Genomic DNA, 22,504 nt, shown 5'->3' on the forward strand with positions numbered 1-22,504 from the left:
GACGCCGCGATAAGCCTCGAGATGGCGCTGGTCGCTGGCCAGCCAGCGTTGCCATTCCATCACGCGTTCCACCGGCGGATCGTCCTCCTTGAGCTCGATGAACCAATCGGCCGCTTGTTCCAGCACCGGATCGGTTTCCAGTCGCTGCAGCAGGTCGAGGTCGCGATTGAAGCGCATGGGAGTCATCCTTTACTCGCCGCATCCAGGCCGGCTTTGCAATAAATCAAGGCGCGCATCACATGCTTGCGCACCATGCGTTCGGTGATATTGAGTTGCCGGGCAATGTCCGGCAGTTGCACGCCGTGGATACGATGCAGCAGGAACACTTGTCGGCATTTGGGCGGCAGCTCCAGGATCAGCCGATTCAGCAAGCCGAGCTCTTCGGCGCCGGCGACTTCACGGTCAGGGGACAGTAGGGTCTCGTGCAATTGATCGAACAACCGGGCTTGCACGGCGGTGCTTTCCCGGTAGCGTGCCCGCAAGCGGTCCGCCGCCAGGTTGGCCGCGATCTTGAACAGGAACGCTCGCAGGTAACTGACCGTGCCCAGCTGGTCGAGCTGGAGCAGCCGGACATAGGCCTCCTGCGCCACTTCCTTGGCTTCCTGTTGCGAGTACAGGCGCGCGATCAGGAAGCGCACCAACGCGTCGTTGTGTTCGCGAAACAGCCCATCGATGAGCTCGGCGCGCGCCTGCGGCTCGGGCCCCGTTGGGACCGGCTCGGGATCGGGCGGGGGAGCGGGATTCGACTCGAACATGCCGGCGCGCTAGGGGAGGGGATCTTGAGGGTACCTGAAGCTTTAGACGCTCGGCCCGCGAAAAATTGAACCTGGGCCGAAAAAAATCTTCGCGCAGCGCTGACGTTCCAGATTCTGGCCGCCGAGCGTCTAGCCGGTCATAACTCTAAACTTGGGAGAGCGCATGCACAGTCGAGTTTCCAGAATGAATCGTTCCACCACTTTGCGATTGCTGGTGGGGACCATCCTGAGCGGCGCCGCGCTGACCGGCGCGATGACCATGAACGTCGCCGTCGCTGCTGAATCCGGCGTGCACAAGAGCGTGAGCTTCGACATTCCGGCGCAGGGGCTATCCACAGCCCTGCTGAGATTCTCGGAGCAAGCGAGAGTGCAGGTCACCGCGCCCAGTGGACTGGTCGGCGATTTGAAGACCGACGGCATTCGAGGCACCTACGGTATCGACCAGGCTCTACAGCAGATGCTGCGCGGCTCGGGGTTATCGTTCCAATTCATCAACGAACATTCGGTGTCGATTCATGGCGACAGCACCAGCCAGCTCGAAACCATCGATGAAGTCATCGTCGCCGGCCGGTTGATCGACGAGGTCTCGATGATGAAGCGCGGCGAAACGCTGCGAGAGACGCCCCAGTCGGTCACCATCATGACCCAGCAGCGCATTCAGGAGCAGAGCCTCAACAGCGTCAGCGAGTTGATCAGCCAGGCGCCGGGCATGACGGTCGAGGCAGACGCCTTTGGCAAGCCAGCGACGTATTACTCGCGCGGCTTCGAAGTGAGCAACATGCAGGTCGATGGCGCCTCCATGGACGTGAATCGTAGCTACTACTTCAGTCCGAATCTGGCGATGTACGAGCAGGTCGAGATTCTGCGCGGTGCAGATGGCTTGTTCGCCGGCGCCGGCGACCCGGGCGGCACCATCAATCTGGTGCGCAAGCGCGGCTTGAATCGTCAGCAGACTCTGTTGAATTTGAGTGCGGGCAGCTGGAACAACTTCATCGCCGAGGTCGATGTTACCGGCCCTTTGGCTTTCGACGGTCGACTGCGCGGCCGCGCCGTGGCGCATGTTACGGACCGAGAGTTCTTCTATGACATTGCTCAGGAAGACAGCCAGTTCTACTACGCGACCGTCGAGGGCGACCTCACCGACAGCACCGTGCTGATTGCTGGCGGCAGCATTGAGAAGCGCGATGAGATGCCGAACACCGCCGGCGCGATGCGTTATGCGAATGGTCAGCTGATCGATCTGCCACGCACCGCTGCACTGATCGCCGACTGGGCGACTTGGACGTCGGACACCGAAGAGGTGTTTCTGCGTCTGGAACAGCGACTGGGCGCGAGCTGGAAACTGGCCGCCAGCGCCACTCATGGCGAGTCCGAGAAGCACCTCGACTATGCGGTGCTGAGAACCAACATCGAGGCGCCGGGCTCGACCAGCGCGCTTTACTTTTACTCTCCCTACTCCGGCTACGAGGCACAGCGCAATGTGTTCGACGTGAGCCTCACCGGCCCGTTCGAGTTATTCGGCCGGCGTCATACGGTGTTGATGGGCTTCGATTCGCAGCGCACCGATAACAGTTCAAGGCTGGTCCGATACCCGGGCGCGACGTCGAGTCCGGTAGATATGTTCGATTTCGGAGCAGGCTCGATTCCGCTTCATCCGCAGAGCGTGCGCTCGGGAGACTATCAAGTCATCACGCGGCAGCACGGCTTCTACGCGAAGCTACAGCTGGAGCTGGCGGATCGGGTGAAGCTCGCAGTCGGCGGACGTTATTCGAGTTACGAGAACGAAAGCCCTAGCAAGTTCTATAACGACGACGGTTCGATCAGCGGCACTTCGTTACTGTCTTACAAAGACTCCGGCGTGTTCATTCCGTACGGCAGCTTGCTATACACGCTCAACGATCACTGGACGGTGTATGGCAGCGTCACGGAAATCTACACTTCCCAAGCGCAGTACTTGTCGGGTCCGTTGCCGGGCCGACCGCTCGATCCGGTGACCGGGCGCAACTACGAAATCGGTACCAAGTCGGAGCTGCGCGACGGCAAGTTGACGCTGGCATTCGCGTTGTACCGCACCGAACGCAGCGGCCAGGCGGAAGGGGATCCCCTGTATACCCAGCAAACGATCGGCGACGAAGGTCACGCCTGCTGCTATCTGGAGCTGGGCGATGTGGAGAGCCAGGGCTTCGAGACCGAAGTGTCGGGTGAGGTGCTGCCGGGCCTGTCGCTGTTCTCCGGTTACACGTTCAACGAGAACGACAACAAACGTTCCGGTACTCGGTTGAACACGCTGACGCCGAAGCACGTGTTCAAGGTGTGGAGTTCGTATCGACTGCCGCTCGCCGAGCAGCGCTGGTTGGTGGGCGCGGGCGTCACGGTGCGTAGTGAGGGCGCGACCACGTACACCGGTCTGGTGAACGGTGTTTGGACGCCAGCCCGCATCGAGCAGGGCGGCTACTCGGTGTGGAGCGCCATGGCTCAGTACAGCGTCAACGACATCTGGTCGGTCGCGCTCAACGGCAACAATCTGTTCGACAAAAAATACTTCGGCAACCTGCAGTACCGCAGCTTGTACGGCGATCCTGCCAACGTCATGTTGACGGTGCGCGCCAAGTTCTGACGTCACTCCTGGTGAGGCGGGCAAGTCGTGCTCGCCTCACCCTCGACGTATCTCGACCCGATCCAGGAGTGATGTGTGATTGCGAGTTCTGCTCGTTGTTTGTTGTTGCTGGCTGCACTAGGCGCGCCGGCCGTCGTCGCTGCCGCGGAGTTTCGTGTCCCGACACAGGTGTTTGCCGGCGAGCCGCGTGGCCCGTATCAGACGGGAACGTTCCAGGAGTTGTGGGTGAACACGGCCCAGGACGATCCGAGCACCGCCGATCCGAACGACAAGCGCAAGATGATGGTGCAGGTGTGGTATCCGGCGTCGCCGCCGGCGAATGCGAAGCGGGCACCCTATGCCATCAATCCGCAGTTGTATGCGAAAGATCACTGGGTGCAGAAGCTGTCGCACGTGCAGACTCAATCGGTGCTGAACGCACCGCTGGTGGCGTCGCCGCGGCGTCTGCCCATCCTCTTGTACAACCACGGCAATACTCAGCCGCATTTCAGCGCGACCTTCCAGACCGAGTTTCTCGCCAGCCAGGGCTACGTGGTCGTGGCCATCGATCATCCGGGCTCGAGCAACATCGAGCGCTTCCTCGATGGCACGAGCTATCGCAACGACGGACAGAAGTGGCAGGCCAGGCCCAATCAGGCCGGGCGTGGGCTCAACCGCGAAGCACTCGAGTATGGCTTCGCGAATTCCGATATCAGTCTGTTCGTCAAGGACATGAGCTTCGTGCTGGATCGCTTGACCGCGTTGCATGCCGATCCCAAGAGCCGCTTTCATCAGCGCTTGGATCTGGAGCGGGTCGGCGCACTCGGTTGGTCGTTGGGCGGCGTCGCGTCGTTGCAGGCGTCGCGAGACGATGCGCGTATCAAGGCCGCTGCCGATCTCGATGGTTGGGCGCACGGCATCGCCGGCCCGAAGGGCGTTGTCACGCTCGGCAGCGAGCGGCCGGTCCTGTTGATGTTCAATCCTTTTAATGCTGGGTTGGCCACGCCGCCGCAGCCTGGCGGTGAAGTGGATGCGGGCTACATCGAAGCGTACACCTCGGCCGCACTGCATTTCTGGCAGCTGCTGCATCGGAGCACCAACGATTGGTATCACCTGACCATCGCGCGGACCCATCACGGCACGTTCTCCGACATGCCGCTGTTCGAGCCCGCCAGTACCAATGACCTCCACCCGCGTGCCGCGCACGCCATCATCAACGCCTACACGTTGGAGTTCTTCGATCGCTACGTGCGGGGTGTGGAGAAGACGCCTCTGCTGAGTGGCGAGACGAACTATCCAGAAGTGACGTTGCTGCGCCGGTCTGTGGACGCTGCCGCTCGGCAATGACGGACTGCCGGCAGACGATGGTCACGATATGAATCGTGGCCCTGTTCAACCTTGCCAATTCGATGAATCTCCCATGCCAATACTGCTGAGCCGGATTTCGTGCGGTCTCATTTTGAGTGCACTGCCATTGCTGGCGATGGTTTCGCAGGCGCAAACCAACATGTCCGCGGCGGTGAGCCGGGACGATTGGGAACCGGCGAGCCATGCGATCACCGGCGCACGCTTGATGATTCGTCCCGGAGAGGTGATCGAGAACGGTGTGTTGTTGATGGAGCGCGGCATCATCACTGCGGTTGGTCAATCGGTGAAGATTCCTGCCGGTGTGCGCACCGTCGATGTCGGTGGAGCGACTGTGTTCGCTGGCTTCATCGACGCCAATAGCGACTATGGATTGGCGACCGATGCCGCGACCGATCGGCAGGGTCTGCATCACCCGAATGCCAAGATTCATCCCGAGGATGATGTTGCCGGGAGCCTGCGAGTCGACGAGCAGCGTGCTGCGCAGTTGCGTGAGTCGGGATTCACAAGTGTGCTCACGCAGCCGCGCAGTGGAATTTTCAGGGGGCAGGCGGCGCTCTCGAATACTTCCGGCGCGGCACGCTGGGGTGACGCGCTGATCGCCTCGCAAGTGGCGCAGGTGGCAGCGTTCGAAACGTTTCCAAACTCGGAACACTTTGCCGAGTACCGGTATCCGATGACGATTCGCGGCGCGATCGCCACGATCCGCCAGACACTGCTGGATGCGCAGTGGCATGAGCGCGATCAGGCCTGGCAAGTCAAACAAGACCCTGCGCGACGCCAACAACCGCAACCGGCGCTGGCTGCATTGGAGCCGATCGTCGAGCGCCGTCAGCCGTTGCTGTTCGACGCGCCGATGCCAGGGGATTTCGAACGGGTGCTGCGTCTTACCAGGGAGTTCAAGTTACGCGCTGTCATCAACGGCAACGGCTTCGAGTATCGACACGCCGCGCTGCTCAAAGCGGCCGACGTGCCCGTGATCGTGCCGCTAGCTTGGCCGAAAATTCCCGATGTCAGCGCGGATGAACGTGCATTGGAGGTGGCGTTGGCCGATCTGGATCATTGGCAGTCGGCGCCATTCAATGCTCGCACTCTCTCCGAGGCGGGCGTCACTTTCGCTCTCACCTCGTCGGGACTCGCGAGTCCTGTGCAGTTCTGGCGACGTTTGCGAGAAGCGGTGGCGCGAGGACTCGATGAGCAGGCCGCGCTTGCCGCGCTCACGACCGCACCGGCGAAGATTCTGGGAATGACGCAGCGTCTCGGCACACTCGAGCGCGGTCGTCGCGCCGACCTGGTGGTCGCCGATGAGGATTGGTTTCGTTCCGACTCGGCACGTATTCACGAAGTTTGGGTGAGCGGTCGCCGTTATCCGCAAGCCGCTGCCGGTGATCGGCGAGCTATGGCGGCACGCGCAGTTGCAAAGCCACCATTGCCAACGCAAGGCCGCTATCCGGCGGGCGAGTACGGCACGTTTGGCTTGCCGGTGCAGCCGGCTGCCGTGGTGATTCGTGATGCCACGATTTGGACCCAGGGGCCGCAAGGAAAACTGGAGCACGCGGATTTGTTGGTGGGGCAGGGCAAGGTGCGTGCGGTGGGCACGCGATTGTCGGCGCCGGCCTCGGCGATTCAGATCGATGGGCGCGGCTTGCACGTCACGCCTGGAATGATCGATATCCACTCGCACACCGCAGTGAACCTGCTCGGCCGGCCGGTGACGGGCCGGATCTGGGGAGAAAACGCTCATACCGTCATCAGCGAAGTGCGAGTCGAGGATGTACTCGTGCCCGATGACATTCGTGTGTATCGCCAGTTGGCGGCGGGGCTGACCACGCTACTGACCCTGCCGGGGTCCGGTTCGGTGCTGGTCGGGCAAGGTAAGACCATCAAGTTGCGTTGGGGCGGACATCATGACGATCTGCCGCTGGAGGGTGTCGCGTGCGCCATGAAGTCGGCGATCGGCGATAACGCCAACATGTACAACTGGGGCGATGGCACGCGCTATCCGCATACCAAGATGGGCGTGCTGGACCAACTGCGCGATGCGTTCAATCGTGCCCGAGCCTACGAGACGCAACAGCGCTCGAAGCCCGATGGCCGTCCGCTGCGCCGTGATCTGCGTATGGAGGGATTGCTGGATATTCTCGCCGGCCGCTGTGTCATGCACATTCACAGTCATCGGCAGGACGACATCGCGGCGTTTCTGAAGCTGGCGCGCGAGTATCGTATCGTGCCGATCTTTCATCACGCGTCCGACGCTTACAAGATGGCTCCTGAGTTGGCGGCGCTCGGTGCTGGCGCCGCGGTGGCCTCCGACTGGTGGGGCTTCAAGCCCGAGTCGGCGGATGAGATTCCGTACAACGCGGCGTTGCTCGTGCAACAGGGCGTGCTCACAGCACTGCATTCCGACGATGGCGACTTGAGCCACCGGCCCAACATCGAAGTGGCCAAGGTCATGAAGAGCGGTTTGCTCGATGAAATAACCGCCATGAATTTGGTGACTCTGGGGCCGGCGCGCGAACTCGGCGCCGCGCATCGGATCGGCTCGCTGGAGCCGGGCAAGGATGCGGACTTCGTGATCTGGAATGCACACCCTTTGCACTACGCGGCCATCTCACAACAGACCTGGATCGACGGCAGGAAGTATTTCGACATCGCTGCGGACCGGCAGGAGCGGCAGCGCATCGCCGCGGAACGCGAGCGGCTCATTGCACTGGTGCGTCGATGTTTGCAAGGCGAGCCGACGCTGGCCGCAGGCGTTTGCGAAGGACTATGACCATGAACTACATCCGATGGATCTCTGGCCTGGTCAGCGTGATCGCAGCTTCCACCGCCACCGCGGCAGGCTCCATTCTGCTTACCGGCGCTGACATCTACACCGTAAGCAATGGCGTGATACGTGGCGGGGAGTTGCTGATCGCGGATGGCAGGATTGCGGCGGTGAGTACGCACATCGCAGTCGCGGCGGGCACGCCGCGGCTCGACGTATCCGGCAAGCGAATCTACCCAGGCCTCATCGACGCCAATAGCATCATCGGTCTGCTGACGTTTCCGGATACGGAGAACAGCGCGAAACCGCAATCTCACATGTTCCAGGAGATCGGTCCGAACAATGCCAACCTCGTCACCGCCGTCGCAGTCGATCCCGACACTGTGGCTTGGCCTGTGGCGCGTGCGGAGGGAGTGCTCGCGGCATTAGTGGCGCCGGCAGCTGGGCGTGACGCAATCATCGCCGGACGTTCAACACTGATGAAGCCGGACGGCTGGACCGCGACGCAGATGACGATTGCTCCCAAGGTCGGGCTGCACCTGTACTGGCCGGAGACGGCTGCTCAGCTAGAGGTGCTGGAAAGCATCGTCGCGGCGGCTCGTGAGTATCGAGTCGAGCAGTTGGCCGGGCGCATTACGGTGCCAGACCTGAAACTGGAAGGGTTGTTGCCAGCGCTGGAGCGCCGCATGCCGGTCATGATTCATACCCGGGGCGTGACCAACATCCGTGCAGCGCTCGACTTTTCGCAGCGGCATGAGTTGCGAATGGTGCTGGTGGAAAAGCCGGGCGGTGTCACCGATGCATGGCGTGTGGCGCCACGCTTGGCAGCGCTGCAGGTGCCCGTGATCGTGGGCAAGGCGCTGCTGGGTCATTCGCGACGTTGGGTGGCGTACGACGAGCGCTACACGGCCGTTGCTGAGTTGGCCAAGGCCGGCGTCAAGGTCGTGGTCGCGACCAACAATGAGGAACACATCATGACGGGTGGGCCGGCCGTCGCCGGCAATCTTCACAACGAAGCGGGCATCTACGCGGCTTGGGGTTTGGATGCCGAAACGGCATTGCGTGCCATCACGTTGTCGCCGGCCGAAGTGCTGGGCGTCGCCGACCGGTTGGGATCGCTGGAAGTTGGCAAGGTCGCGACGTTGTTTGTCGCCGATGGCGACATTCTCGAGGCCAGCACGCGCGTCGAGCGCGTCTGGATCGACGGTCGTGAAATCGACATCGACGATACGCATCACACTCAGCTGCTGAAGAAGTACCAGCGCAAGTATCGCGGCGAGCCGAAGCCGTAAGGTTGGTGGCGCCCACGGCCCCGAAGCGACCGTCGTATCCAAATTGCAGAGTCCCGTGCCGATAAGTTAACCGAGCGACGGTAGATGCCGTCAGACTGGGAGTCCGTAGATAAGGAGGGCGCCTATGTCGCTGCGTTGCTGGTGGTTGTGTGCCGTGCTGAGCGTCAGCTCGCTCGCGGTGGCTGAGGATTTCGACGTCAAGGCGCATTACACCAAGAGCGAGCATCAGATCGTGATGCGCGACGGGGTGCAGCTGTACACGGTGATTTACAGCCCCAAGATCAATGGGCCCGGGAGCACCTCCAAGAAATATCCGATGCTGATGCAACGGACGCCGTACTCGGCGGGCCCCTACGGCGCTGAGGAGTTCAAGAAGCCGTCGTCCATGGCGCCCGGCGCAGGCTTTCTCGAGGCCGGCTACATCTTCGTGTTCCAAGATGGCCGCGGCACGTACAAGTCCGAAGGCGAGTGGGTGAATCTCAAGCCCATGCGCACCAGGAAGTCCGACACCGACGAGTCCACCGACGCCTACGACACCATCGACTGGTTGGTGAAGCATGTGCCCAACAATAACGGTCGGGTCGGGCAGTGGGGCATCTCGCATCCCGGCTGGTACACGGTGATGAGCATGGTCGAGCCGCATCCGGCGCTGAAGGCGGCCTCGCCACAGGCGACCACGTTTGATCCGTTCGTCGGCGATGACGATCATCACAACGGCGCGTTCGCGATGATGGGGCTGGAATGGTGGTACATGATGAGCCATGTCAGCCGCCAAGGCCGTGAGATCCTCAAGCCCGACGTGTTGAAGTCGCCGCTGCCGCCGTTGTCGTTCACCACGCCGTGGGCGTATGAGATGTATCTAAACCTGCCGCCGTTGAGCGAAGTCAACGAGCGGGCGTTGGGCGGCAAGATGACTCACATCTGGCAGAACATCGTCGACCATCCCAACTACGATGAATTCTGGGAACGCCTGAATGTGCGTAAGACCCTGCGCAACGTGAAGGTGCCGGTGCTGAACGTGATGGGTTGGTTCGATTCGCCGGATCCGTATGGTGCCGAAGCGACGTATCGCGCCATCGAAGAGCAGAATCCGCGCAACAAGAGCGTGCTGGTCGCCGGTCCCTGGGAGCACGGCGGCTGGGTGCGCACGGGCGGCAAGCTCGGCGACATACGCTTCGACAGCAACACCGGCGAATATTTCCAGAAGAACGTCGTGTTCCCATTCTTCGAATATCACCTGCGTGGCGTGGGGCAGTGGTCGCCGCCAGAAGCGCTGGCGTTCGAAACCGGCGGCAATCGCTGGCATGAGTTCGATCAATGGCCGCCGCGCGCTGCCACCGGCAAAAATCTGTACTTCCATGCCGACGGTCGCTTGAGCTTCAGCGCTCCGCAAGAGGGCGGCAATGCCAACGACTCCTACTTGAGCGATCCCGCCAAGCCGGTGCCGTACACGTCGGTGATCGAGCGCAAGGCGAGTCCCGGCTACATGGTCGGCGATCAGCGCTATGCGTATGCACGCCCGGACGTGCTCACTTATCAGACCGAGGTGCTGACCGAAGACATGACCATCGCCGGGCCGATTCCCGCGCAGCTATTCGCGTCGACCACCGGCACGGACTCGGATTGGTTCGTGAAGCTGATCGACGTGTATCCGGACGACTTCCCGCAGGACGAGAAGGATCCGCAGAGCGCGCCGATGGGCGGCTACCAGATGATGGTCGGGTTCGAAGTGATGCGCGGCAAGTACCGCAACAGCTTCGCCAAGCCTGAAGCCATGGTGCCTGACCAAGTGACACCGATTCGTTTCGAGATCCGCGACAAGTTCCACACCTTCAAGAAGGGCCATCGCATCATGGTCCAGGTCCAGAGCAGCTTCTTCCCGGCCATCGACCGCAATCCCCAGATCTTCACCGACATCTACCGTGCGCAGCCGGAGCAGTACCAGAAGGCCATGCAGAAGGTTTATCGCTCGGCGCAGTCGCCGTCGCACGTGGTGTTGCCGGTGATTCCGGCGGGGGCGCTCGGCAAGCCCTAAAAAAGTGGTATCCCTGAGTTCGGCTCGACCAGTCATCCTGTATAGGGTGAGTGTGTCATGCCTGCCCCCGGGTGGGCACCGAACAAGGGCCACAGGTGAGTTCCATTCAACGGGCGACGGAGCTGGTTGCCGAGCTGTTTCGCGCTCGCGGGGAGGACCTGTTGGGCTACCTGCGGCGTCGCCTGCGTAGCGACGCCGACGCCCACGACATTGCGCAGGAGGCCTACCTGCGTTTCATCCGCCTGGCCGATCCTGGCCGCATCGACAATGCGGAAGCCTACCTGTTCCGGATCGCGGCCAATCTGTTGTGGGAACACCGCATGCGGGAGCAGCGCTCGGTCAACGACAGCGACGGCGACGCCGCCTTGCAGTTGGAGACCGAGCACACCCCACTGGATCTAGCGGTATCCAGCGAGCTGGCACAGCGCTTTCGCAAGGCGCTGGACACCATGCCAGCGGCACCACGCGCCGTCTTGGTGCTGAGTCTGCGAGACGGCATGCCCTATGAAGTCATCGGTGCGCAGCTCGGCGTATCCGTATCCATGGTGAAAAAACACATGCAGGCGGCCATGGCCATCTGCCGCCGCCGGCTGCGGGATTTCGAGCCATGAGGCAAGGAGCGGGAATGAGCCAGATGAAGGACGCGGCTACGGATGAAATAACTGCGCGTGCGGCGGAGTGGTTCGAAAAACACCGCGACGGCGGCCTGTCCCCGGCGGAGCGTGAGTCGTTCGCGCAATGGTTGAACGAATCGCCGGTCCACATTCGCGAGTACTTGGCGGTGACCGATGCATGGGGCGGGCTGCAAGTAGCGCAGCCGTGGCCGGAAGAATCGGCGGAGCAGCTCATCGCTGCCGCTCGCGGTTCGGCGTCGGTTACGTCGTTGACTCGTGGCGGATTGTCGACCTGGAAGGCGAATCGAGCGGCGCGGCGTTCGAATCGCCGGCGGTTGTCTATGCCCGCGATGTCAGCCGCCGCGGCGCTGGCTGTGGTGGCCATCGGTCTCACGGTTTGGATCGCGTCTCCTTGGTCTTCGAATCAGCGCATCGTCACCGCTCGTGGCGAGCAGCGCTCCATCGTGTTGGCTGACGGTTCCGTGATTCAGCTCAATACGCTGACGCGAGTTCGCGTGCGTTACGAGCCCGATCGCCGCGTCATCGAGCTGCCCGAAGGAGAAGCATTCTTCCGCGTGGCTGCCGATCCGCAGCGACCGTTCGAAGTGGTGACGCCGGTCGGGACCGTGCGTGCGGTGGGCACCGAGTTCAATGTCTACAATCATAGCGGCGGCATGCGAGTCGCTGTGGTGGAAGGCAAGGTGCAAGTCGCCTACGCGCATCCGGACGCAAGCGCGGGCTCGTCACCCGGCACCGTTCCTGTTGCAGCTCATGAGTCCATTGAGGTCCGGGCCGGAGGTAAGGCGGTAGTGGCGCCGAGCGAACAGCGCGTGCAACTAGCCACTGCATGGATGCAACGTCGTCTGGCATTCGAGAACGAACGCCTCGACGTGATCGTGAGCGAGTTCAATCGTTACAACCGACAGCAGATGCGCATCGCCGACCAGGCGCTGCTCGAATATCGAATCAACGGCGTGTTCAATGCCGACGATCCCGGTGCGCTCACCAAGTACCTGCAGCGCTTGCTGAATGTCGAAGTCGAAACCAGCAGCGACAACGAACTGGTGTTGCGACAGAAAAAAGCGGTGTCTGTATTCTGATGTCGCGCAGTCATCTCTCCAAACAGAGCACGTTATCCAAGTGCTACACATGGGGAGTTCTGATGCTGTGCCGATCTATTTTCCTGGGCGCGATTAGCATGCCGGCCGCGCTGGCCGCGAGCAACGAGATTCGCGTCGTGTTCGATATTCCCGCTCAGCCGTTAGTGCAGGCGCTACGGCAGTTCGCCGATCAAACCGGTTTGCAGCTGGTGTATGAAACGCATCTCGCGGCAGGGCGTGTGAACTCGCCGGTGAGTGGCGCAGTCGACGTGCGCGACGCGCTGGATCAACTGCTGCAAGGGACGCAGTTGCGGTTCGAATTTCTGGATGAGCGCACCGTCGCTTTGTCCCAACCGAATCTCACGGCGTACAGCGCCAAGGGTCTGCCGTCGAGGTTCTCGTTCGCTGCGATGATGCTCGGCGTATTCGGGTCGGTTGCCGCGCCGGCGCAGTCGGTCTCGGCGGACCAAGAGAACATCGAGACGGTCAATGTCTTCGCCAGCATGAGCGATGAGCTGGGCATCGGCTCGAAGTCGGGACAGTCGCTGCGAGAGACGCCGAAGTCCGTCTCCGTCGTGACCCGCGAGCGGCTCGAAGAACAGAACCTCACGTCGTTGTCGGAAGCATTGATGCAGACCAACGGCGTTACCGTCGTGAACCACAGTTCGAGCGGCGCGGCGAGCTTTTTCTATGCGCGAGGCTTCCGTGTGCAGACCGTGCAGCTCGATGGCGGCGCGGCGGCTTTCACCGGCAATTACGGTATCAATCTCGCACAGGAAATGGCCGCTTACGAGCGAGTCGAGATGCTGCGTGGCGTGGATGGCATGTTCAGCGGTGCCGGCGCACCGGGTGGTGTGATCAATCTGGTTCGCAAGCGCGCCAAAGCTGAGTCGGAAATGAAGCTGTCCGTGTCCGGAGGCAGCTGGAATAGCTACCGAGGCGAATTCGATGTGACTGGCGCGCTGACCAGCGACGGGCGGCTGCGTGGCCGCGCGGTGGCATCATATGCCGAACGTGACTACATCTATGATCTGGCGCATTCGGAGAAGACGTTCTTCTATGGCACGCTCGAATACGATCTGACGCCCACCACGGTGCTGATCGCCGGCGCCAACTACGATCGACGCAAAGAGGACGGCGATCTGAGCGGTGGCATGCCGCGCTACTCGAACGGTGCCGATCTAGGATTGTCGCGAGAGACTGCGTTGACCGTGCCGTGGGCACGCTGGCATCTGCAAGGCCACGAGTTCTTTGTTCGTGCCGAACAGAAACTCGGCGACTCGATGATGCTGAAGGTGAATGCCACACGCATCGAGCAGGAAACCATCACGCGCACGTTCATCTCGTCCGGCTTGGTGAATTCCTCGACGCTCACTGGTCCGCAGGCGCTGACTCGCGCGGTGGATAACGACAGCACGCAGGATCTGTTGGATGTGTCGTTGAGCGGCAGCTTCAATTTGTTCGGGGGCGAGCATCGTTTCACGGTCGGCACCGACTACAGCCGTATCGACGCCGGCGGGCAGCGCGAGTATCGGCTCGAAGGCTATGTCTACGGCACGCCCAGCAACCCGCTGATCAATGTGTTCGACTTCGATGGTCGCAACTATCCGGCGCCGGTGGCGACCTTGACCGATTACTACCCCGAACTCAGTCCGAGCCAGCAGGGTGTTTACGGCGCGCTCGATCTGCAGCTCGCCGAGCCGTTGCGGTTGTCGCTCGGTGGGCGTTACGGGCAGTACAAGTTCAAGCAGGATTACCAAGCCGTCAACAACGGTGTTTACGGTGCAGTGAGCCGCACTCGTTACGAAGACGAAGCGTTCATTCCTAGCGTCGCTTTGCGTTGGAACTTCGCGGCCGACTGGACGGCTTACGCGAGTTTCGCCGAGACCTTCGAAGTTCAGTCCCACCGGTTGCAGGGCCCGCCGCCGGGCACGCCGATCGATCCGGTGACCGGCGACGGTTTCGAAATCGGCATCAAGGGTGAGCTGTTCGACAATCTCAACGTCGCCACCGCGCTGTACAAGATCAGCCGAGAAGGGCAGGCGATGAGAGATCCCGCCTATGCCGCTGTAGCAGGGCAGAACGGCTCCTCGTGTTGCTTCCTGGCGGTCGCCGACGTCGATACCGAAGGTTTCGAGGCCGAGGTCAGCGGCACCGTCGTGCCAGGCTGGCAGATGTTTGCGGGCTACTCGTACTACGTGAACGAGTACTCGGGCATGGAATCGTTGCAGCGAGGCGTCTATGTGCCTTCGGGGGTCGCGCTCACGTTGAATCGCGCCCCCAAACACATGCTCAAACTGTGGAGCACCTGGCAGCCGAGTTCGCACTCGCGCTGGAAGGTGAATGGCGGTGTGGTCATGAACTCGACGACGGCGATTGACGGCGTGCTGCTGCAGAGTCCCACCAGCACTACCTTCGTGCGGGCACGTGCTGAGCAAGCTGCATACGCCGTGTTCAATGCCTCGGTGCAGTTCCGAGTGAACGATACATGGAATGTCAGCCTGTTCGGCGACAACATCTTCGACAAGAAGTACTACCAGGTGTTGGGCTTCGCTGCCGAGAACAACTACGGCAACCCGCGCACATTGTTGCTGACCGTTCGCGCCGAGTTCTGATCGAGCGTAGCGGTCATGACGATGAATGTTCGGCAGTGCCTGCGGGCCTGCGGCTGGACGGCAGCAATGATGCTGCTGTCCGGTGTCGCCGGTGCCGCGTCTCCCTATGATCTGCTCGTAAAGGGTGCCACGGTCTACGACGGATCGGGCGAGGCCCCGTTCGTTGCAGACGTTGCGGTCGTGGGCGATCGCATCGTTGCGGTCGCCCCTTCGCTCGAAGGGCCCGCTCGCGATGTCATCGATGCACGTGGCCGAGCGCTTGCTCCTGGCTTCATCAACGCGATGAGCCATGCGCAGTACTCGCTGCCCATACATCGCACAGCCGAAAGCGATCTGCGACAAGGCGTGACGCTCGAAGTGGTCGGCGAGGGCTCCACGGCCGGACCGCTGTCACCTGCGTTGCTCGCCGAACGGCAGCGGAGTTCGGCAACGAATTTCCCGTTTGAATGGCGCACGTTGGGCGAGTTCTTCACGGGCCTGGAGCGCACTGGCATTTCCGTGAACGTCACGGGCTGGGTAGGCGCGACGACGGTACGGCGCTACGTGCTGGGTGACGACAATGTGCAGCCCAACGCTGAGCAGCTCATGCAGATGCGACAGCTCGTGCGTCAAGCCATGGAAGAGGGTGCGTTGGGCGTGGCGTCGGCGTTGATCTATCCGCCGGGTGTATTCGCCAGCACGGAGGAGTTGACTGCGTTGGCCACAGAAGCGGGAAACTGCGGTGGCCTCTACGCCAGTCATCTACGCAGTGAAGCCGATCAGTTCCTGGAGGCTCTCGACGAACTGCTCGAGATTGCGCGGCGCTCCGGCGCGCCCGCTACTGTTTTCCATATCAAGGCCGCCGGCCAAGACAACTGGCCGAAGCTGGCCCCAGCGTTGACGAAAATTCGTGATGCTCGAGAACGTGGACTGCGGATCTCGGCAAACATGTATCCCTACGTAGCCGCGGCTACCGGTCTTTCAGCAACTGTGCCGCCGTGGGTTCAAGAAGGTGGCATGGATGCATTCCGTGCGCGACTCAAGGATCCAAAGATTCGCGCGCGCGTGATCGCAGAGATGCAACAGCCGACGAATAGCTGGGAGAACGCCATGCGCGATGCAGGCGGTCCGTCAGGTGTAGTGCTGGCATCTTTCGAAACAGCCTCGCTGCAGAAGTTCGCAGGGAAGACGCTGGCTGATGTCGCGAAGGCGAAAGGTGTGAGCGCGCAGGAAGCGGCGTTGCAGTTGATCGAGGCGGAGCCCGGTCATCTCGGTGCGTTCTATTTCAGCATGAGCGAAGACAACCTGCGGGTGCAATTGCGCGAACGTTACATCTCGTTCGGTTCGGATTTGCAGGCGCTGACCGTGTCGAAGGCGAGCGGGGTGCATCCACGTGCTTACGGAACGTTTGCTCGCGTGTTTGCGAAGTATGTGCGCGAAGAGAAAGTGTTGTCCGTGCAGGAGGCGGTGCGGCGTCTGACCAGCCTGCCGGCGGCGAGTTACTCGATCGCCGCAAGAGGCTGGCTGAAGCCGGGCTACTTCGCCGACCTCGTGCTGTTCGATCCCGCTCGCATCCAGGATCACGCGACCTTCGAGCGGCCTCAGCAATATGCGACGGGTGTTAGCGACGTCTGGGTGAACGGCGTGCGCGTCCTCGCCAACGGCGCGTCGACATCCGCTCGACCCGGTCGGTTCATTCGCGGTCGCGGCTGGTCGGGTCACGCAGGCGGTGGCTGTCGGGCCTCGGCCAGTGACTGGACCACGAGTCCTTAGCGGCGCGCGGCGCCGAAACAATTTTTCCTCGTCACGGAATGTGTAATTTCATGAAGCGTTACAACTCAACCACGCTGGCGGCGAAGCTGATCGCCGCACTGACGTTGTGCATCGGGTCGGCAGCGAGCGCCGACGATGTCACATTGACGCTGGCGTCTGCAGATCAGGCCGGCATGATGCCCGAGCGCTTGGCTCGTGCCCTCGATCTCTATCGAGGTGCAGTGTCCAACGGCGATCTGCCTGGTGCAGTCGTGCTCGTGGCGCGCCAAGGCAAGGTCGTCATGTACGAAGCACTTGGCTGGCGCGACGTCGATGCGAAGTTGCCCATGGAGCGGGACACGATGTTCCGCATGGCTTCCAACACCAAACCGGTCACCGCCACCGGCATCGCGATCCTGGAACAGCAGGGCAAGCTGAAGTACTCCGACCCGGTGCGTTTGTATATTCCGACGTTCGACAATTACCGCGCCGGTTTTATCCAGATCCATCACCTGCTCACGCATACCAGCGGACTGCGTGCGGGCATGCCGAGGTTCGATCCGTTCATCGAGCCGCTGATGAAACCGAGTCGGCAGCATCCGGACGCGCCATCGCTGGTGCTGGAGGTGGCCCGGTTCGGCGCGGTCGGCGCGGATGTGACGCCCGGCACCACCTATAGCTACAGCAACGCCGGGTACAACGCGCTTGCGGCACTGGTCGAGCTGCGCTCCGGCAACAAGTTCGACGTATTCATGCGTGACGCGTTGTTTCGTCCGCTCGGTATGAAGGACACCTACTATCGTGAAGCCGCGGAACGCTTGGAAGGCAAGCTGTCGCGGATGGGGCCATTGTATCTCGACAGAAAGGATGGTCGCTGGCAGACGGAATGGAAGCCGGGCGAAGAACCAAGTGCTCCGTTTCCCGCGGGCTCTCACAGCCTGGTGTCCACCGCATGGGACTATGCCACCTACTGCCAGATGTTTCTTAACGGCGGCAGCTACGGCGGTCAGCAGATCCTGACGCCGGACACTGTTGCAAAGGTGACGACCGAACACACCACGCTCATGGGGATCACCTCCGAGGACTATTCGTTGTTCTCTGGCGCGGCCAGGGAGCGTCTACTCACGAACCGATCGCGGATGGGCTATGTCTCTCACAAGTACGGCTACGGCTGGCGCGTGGATGGCGAAACATTCTTTCATGGTGGCTCCGATGGCACCTTCGCGTGGGTGGATAAGCGCAACGGCATCGTGGGGGTGTTGCTGACCCAGACCGCGGGACCGACCAGCTACTACTTGCAAACTCCCTTCCGATTCCTAGTCACCAGCGCGGTGCGTTGATCATGAGAAAGCTGTTCGGATGCCTGCTTGCGGGCGCTTGTTTGTTGGCGACGACCGGCCACACTCTGGCTGACGGCGCCTCGAAGTATCCAGCGCCGAAAGTGCCCGAGTACCGGCACGACTTCGACATACTCGAGCGCAAGATCGAGGTGCTGACCATGTATCAGCGGCTCGGCGATATTGCGCAGATCGAAGAAATTCGAATCACGTCGTTGCCGCCGCGCACGTCCAATCCGACCGCTCTCGGTGCGGGCAATCCGCTCGTGTTCTCTGCGTATACCTTCGTGCCCAAAGCACTCGGTAATCGCAAGGCGCCGCTGCTGGTGTTTCCACACGGCGGTGTGCATTCCAACTTCAGCGGCCTGCTGGTTACGATTGCACGAGAGTTGCTGCAGGAAGGCTACGTCGTGATCGCACCGGAGTATCGTGGCAGCAAAGGGTTCGGCCGCGGCCTCTATGATGAGATCGATTATGGTGGCGCTGAGATCGATGACACGCATGCGACGCGCGATTGGGCGGTTGAGAATCTGCCGAACGTCGATGCATCGCGCGTCGGCATACTGGGCTGGAGCCATGGCGGCTTCCACGCGCTGATGAACATCTTCCGCTGGCCGGGGGACTACCAGGTGGCGTATGCCGGTGTGCCGGTGAGCGATCTGGTACAGCGCATGGCCTATCAGCCCAGCTATCCTGCGATCTTCAATCATTTCATCGGCAAGTCGGTGGAAGAAGATCCGATGGAATACCGCCGCCGTTCGCCGGTCTATCACGCCGACAAGTTGCAGACGCCCTTGTTGATCCATAGCACCACCAACGATGGCGACGTGCACGTCATGGAAGTGGAGCACTTGATCGCTGCCTTGAAAGCGGCCAACAAAAAGTTCGAGTACCGGATCTACGACAATGCCCCCGGCGGCCACGGGTTCAACATGATCGACACCAAACTCGCCAAAGAGTCCCGGCGCGATGTGTATAAATTCCTGGCGCGCTATTTGAAGCCGGTCCGCCTGCAGTGAGCGGTTCGGGTTCCGGATCTGGTCTGAATTGCAAAGTTTCGTGCCGGCAAGTCAAGCGCGAGGCATCCTGCGCAGCGGTGGAACTTCCCGCTCTCGGCTAGCTACACTCCACGCCGATTCTGGAGATGGGAGCGGCTGTGAGCGAAGTGTCCGTGGATTCCGCGATTCCGACGATCGAGTCCGTGCTGGGGTTCAAGCCGGGGGAGCGCCCGGTGCAGCACCACGAGATGCTGAATTATCTCGGGCGACTGGCCAGCGCCTCCCCGCGTGTGCAACTCAGGCATTACGGCGAGACCAGCAACGGGCTGGCGCTGGTTGCCGTAACCATCTCCTCGCCGGCGAATCTGGCGCGGCTTACCGAAATCCAAGCCGGCCTGAGAGAGCTGGATGGCTGTGAGGACGAGGCGGAAGCTCGGACGCGCGCGGGAAAGCTGCCCGTGGTTGCATGGCTCGGCTACGGAATTCACGGCGATGAGCCGTCGGGTTCGGACGCTGCGCTGATCGCGGCCTATGAATTGGCAGCACGAAATGATGCTGCGTGCATGCGGCTGTTGGATCGGTTGGTGGTGCATCTCGATCCGATGGTCAATCCCGACGGTCGAGAACGTTATCTGGCGCACATCCGCTCGTTCGACCGCAAGTCGGGCTCGCAAGACATCCAGGATCTACAGCACCAGAGCCAGTGGCCGGGTGGCCGAGGCAATCATTATCTGTTCGATCTGAACCGCGATGCCGTGTTCGGCGTGCAACAGGAGTCGGCAGCGCGAATTCGCGAAATTCTGGCCGCCGCTCCGCAGTTGTTCGTCGACGTGCACGAGATGATGATCGGCGACAATTATCTGTTCGCCGTCCCGGCCGAGCCATTGAATCCGCACCTGCCGGCCACTGTGCACCAGTCCTGGCAAGACTTCGGCACCGATCATGCCGCGGCGTTCGATGTCGATGGCATGAGTTATTACACCCGCAGCTGGAACGAGGTGTTCTACCCAGGATTCTTCGACATCTGGCCGGCGTATCACGGCGCAGTGCCGATCCTGTACGAGCAGGCCGGCATGGTGGCGACGACCGTGAAACTGCCGAACGGACACACCCGTACTTATGCGCAGGCACTGGCGAATCAGCTGCGCAGCACCTGGGCCAATCTCGCGACGGCGGAGCAGAGCACTGAGAAGCTTTTGTTACGTTGGTGGCGCGCCCGGCGAGTCGCTGCAGCCGAACCTCACAAACCCCGTGTTTGGCTGATTCCGCCTGGAGATGCTTTCAAGCTGCAACGGGTCTTGGCGTTATTGCTGGCACAAGGGGTTGAGGTCGAGCAATTGACCGAGAGCGTCGACGTCCATGGCCTGCACTCGATCGGGTCAGCCCATGAGGTTGCCGCGACATTACCTGCCGGGACGCTGTTGATTCGCACGGAACAAAAACTAGCGGCACTGATTCGAAACATTTTCGATCCGCATGTGCCGATGAGCGCAGCGTTTCTACGCAAAGAACGGCGTGGGCTGGAACTGGGCAGCAAGACGCAGCTGTTCGATGTGACCGCTTGGTCGTTGCCGCTGGCGTTCGGGCTGGATGCCTTTTGGTCGGCATCAATCCCGAAGGCAGCTCGACAGACTGTCACTTCAGCGAAGACGTCTGTGCCGCGCGCAGTGGCGCCCGCCCGATACGGTTACCTGTTTGTAGATACTTCGCTGTACACGACGGCACGTTTGCTTGCGGCTGGCGTGAAGCTTCGGGTTGCGACTGAGGCCTTTGCCCATGCTGGCGTCTCTTACGAGCCGGGGACTTTGTTGATTCGCGGCGATGACCAAGCCAGCGACATCGCCGAACTCTTGGCTCGGGAACAAGCTCGTGGTGACATCGAATTCATTGGCGTCGAGGGCGCCAGGACGCAGGCCGGCCCGGACCTTGGCGATCCTGGTTTCGTGCTGCTGCAGTCACCGTCCGTGGCGATTCTGACTGGCGCGTGCATGGACTCGGCAAACACCGGTGCGGTTTGGCATCTGTTCGATGCTGAGATTGGCGTGCCAGTGACTTTGCTCGATGTGATGCGACTCAGTGCCGTCGATCTGAGTCGGTATAGCGTGCTGATCCTCGGGGAAGCATCGGATCGGACCTTGCTCACTGCAGTTCTGAATGCGGGCGCAGCGACACAGTTGCGACGTTGGATCGAAGGTGGCGGAACGTTGCTTGCTCTGGGTGGTGGCGCGCTGTCGCTGGCCGGCGTGGGGCTGACAGCAACGAAACTGCGTAGTGCTGTGTTGGCGCAGTTTCCACCTCTGTTGTTGGGAAGAGATGTCGCTGCAGTCAGAGCTAACGACTTCCTGTCTGCGACGGGTGCGAGCGCTGTGCTCGATCCGAACGCTGGCGATTCGGCGGTCAATCCGGTTGTAGCGCCAGGGGCAAGAGCATTTCTATCGGACGAGGTCGTGCCGTTCGAATTCCCAGACCACGCCGCCGTGCTCGAGCCGGGCGACCTTGGTCTCGGCGATGTGCTGCGAAAGTTTCTACCTCGCGGTGCTTACGTCGCGGCGCGCTTGAAGCCCATGCATTGGGCGGGGTTCGGGGTCTCGCCACGCTTGCCAGTCCTGTTCCGCGAAGACGATGCCTTGATCGCGGAGGGTGGCGCCGATCTGGCGGGTTGTTATGAAACGCCGACACGCCTGGCGCTCTCCGGTCTACTTTGGCCGGAAGCGGTCGGTTACATCGCGAACACGGCCTATCTGGTGCGTGAGCGGCACGGTTCTGGCCAGGTGCTGCTGTTTGCCGCCGACCCGGTGTTTCGCGGCTATTCGTTGGGAACCCAACGCTTGTTCCTGAACGCGGCGCTGCTCGGGCCGGCATTTCGCTAAGTTGAATTTCGCTGGGCCACACCGAGTTGCACTGGCAGTATGCTGTGGCTCCGGTACAGCCAACGCCGAACGCACCCATGGCAACGAACTCGCTGACTCGCTGCGTACTCGCTCAAGGCATTTTTCTGTATGCCGCTCTGGCGCACTCCGCGGCAGAGCCCAGCGCGGCAGTCGCCGATTGTCGCGCCAAGTACGCTGAAAGCCCGTCGGAGCACGTTGCTTGCCTGGAACGAGCGCTGAATGCTCTAGGCGGCAAACGTCAGGAAAGTGCGCCGGCCAGCCTGGGCCACGAACAACTCAAGAAAAAGACGCCGCAGGAAAGCGTCGAGCGGGCGACCGTGCAGATCGCGAATGTGACTTATGGATTCGATGGTAGGGGCCTGTTCCGCATGACCGACGGTCAGGTCTGGAAGGCTACGGAGAGCGCGC

Annotated in this window: 15 protein-coding genes; 13 read left to right on the plus strand and 2 right to left on the minus strand. The window is 61.6% G+C overall.

The genetic code is table 11. The features are described from left to right. Nucleotides 1–186: FecR/PupR family sigma factor regulator (locus JNL55_RS37595; protein ID WP_415923217.1), on the minus strand; the 186-nt coding region annotated here is incomplete at its 3' end. Further along, nucleotides 183–755 (minus strand): RNA polymerase sigma factor, encoded by a 573-nt coding sequence (locus JNL55_RS33775; protein WP_293865212.1) that lies wholly within the window; start codon nt 753–755, stop codon nt 183–185. The genes JNL55_RS33775 and JNL55_RS37595, both read right to left, overlap by 4 nt. A 184-nt stretch (nt 756–939) precedes the next feature. On the opposite strand from JNL55_RS33775, the gene JNL55_RS33780 reads away from it, so the two are divergent. The 13 genes from JNL55_RS33780 to JNL55_RS33840 all read left to right on the plus strand — a co-directional run. Beyond that, a complete protein-coding gene (locus JNL55_RS33780) occupies nt 940–3,372 on the plus strand; it encodes a TonB-dependent siderophore receptor (RefSeq protein WP_293865214.1) in 2,433 nt (810 codons plus the stop codon). Nucleotides 3,373–3,447: 75 nt separating this feature from the next. Further along, nucleotides 3,448–4,698, plus strand: coding sequence for an alpha/beta hydrolase family protein (locus JNL55_RS33785; RefSeq protein WP_293865216.1), 1,251 nt, complete (start codon nt 3,448–3,450; stop codon nt 4,696–4,698). A gap of 73 nt (nt 4,699–4,771) precedes the next feature. Then, entirely contained in the window at nt 4,772–7,489 is a 2,718-nt protein-coding gene (locus tag JNL55_RS33790; protein ID WP_293865218.1) for an amidohydrolase family protein, read from the plus strand. Between the two features lie 2 nt (nt 7,490–7,491). Next, nucleotides 7,492–8,775: an amidohydrolase family protein gene (locus tag JNL55_RS33795; RefSeq protein WP_293865220.1), complete on the plus strand. Its 1,284-nt coding sequence runs from the start codon at nt 7,492–7,494 to the stop codon at nt 8,773–8,775. A 124-nt stretch (nt 8,776–8,899) separates the two neighbouring features. Further along, nucleotides 8,900–10,810, plus strand: coding sequence for a CocE/NonD family hydrolase (locus JNL55_RS33800; protein ID WP_293865222.1), 1,911 nt, complete (start codon nt 8,900–8,902; stop codon nt 10,808–10,810). Between the two features lie 95 nt (nt 10,811–10,905). Next, nucleotides 10,906–11,421: an RNA polymerase sigma factor gene (locus JNL55_RS33805; RefSeq protein ID WP_293865224.1), complete on the plus strand. Its 516-nt coding sequence runs from the start codon at nt 10,906–10,908 to the stop codon at nt 11,419–11,421. A 14-nt stretch (nt 11,422–11,435) separates the two neighbouring features. Continuing rightward, entirely contained in the window at nt 11,436–12,524 is a 1,089-nt protein-coding gene (locus JNL55_RS33810) for a FecR family protein (RefSeq protein ID WP_293865226.1), read from the plus strand. Nucleotides 12,525–12,586: 62 nt separating this feature from the next. Beyond that, the gene (locus JNL55_RS33815) at nt 12,587–15,139 is read left to right on the plus strand and encodes a TonB-dependent siderophore receptor (RefSeq protein ID WP_293865228.1); all 2,553 of its coding nucleotides are present in this window, start codon (nt 12,587–12,589) and stop codon (nt 15,137–15,139) included. A gap of 15 nt (nt 15,140–15,154) precedes the next feature. Then, the gene (locus JNL55_RS33820) at nt 15,155–16,891 is read left to right on the plus strand and encodes an N-acyl-D-amino-acid deacylase family protein (protein ID WP_293865230.1); all 1,737 of its coding nucleotides are present in this window, start codon (nt 15,155–15,157) and stop codon (nt 16,889–16,891) included. Between the two features lie 50 nt (nt 16,892–16,941). Continuing rightward, nucleotides 16,942–18,210: a serine hydrolase domain-containing protein gene (locus JNL55_RS33825; protein ID WP_293865232.1), complete on the plus strand. Its 1,269-nt coding sequence runs from the start codon at nt 16,942–16,944 to the stop codon at nt 18,208–18,210. Between the two features lie 2 nt (nt 18,211–18,212). Continuing rightward, a complete protein-coding gene (locus tag JNL55_RS33830; protein WP_293865234.1) occupies nt 18,213–19,226 on the plus strand; it encodes an alpha/beta hydrolase family protein in 1,014 nt (337 codons plus the stop codon). Nucleotides 19,227–19,363: 137 nt separating this feature from the next. After that, complete coding sequence (locus JNL55_RS33835; RefSeq protein ID WP_293865236.1) at nt 19,364–22,075, plus strand: M14 family zinc carboxypeptidase; 2,712 nt, start codon at nt 19,364–19,366, stop codon at nt 22,073–22,075. 77 nt (nt 22,076–22,152) lie between these two features. Further along, nucleotides 22,153–22,504, plus strand: a 352-nt coding sequence (locus JNL55_RS33840) for a hypothetical protein (protein ID WP_293865238.1), incomplete at its 3' end; no start/stop codon positions are given.

It is taken from the genome of Steroidobacter sp., from assembly GCF_016790065.1.
Classification (GTDB): Bacteria; Pseudomonadota; Gammaproteobacteria; order Steroidobacterales; family Steroidobacteraceae; genus Steroidobacter.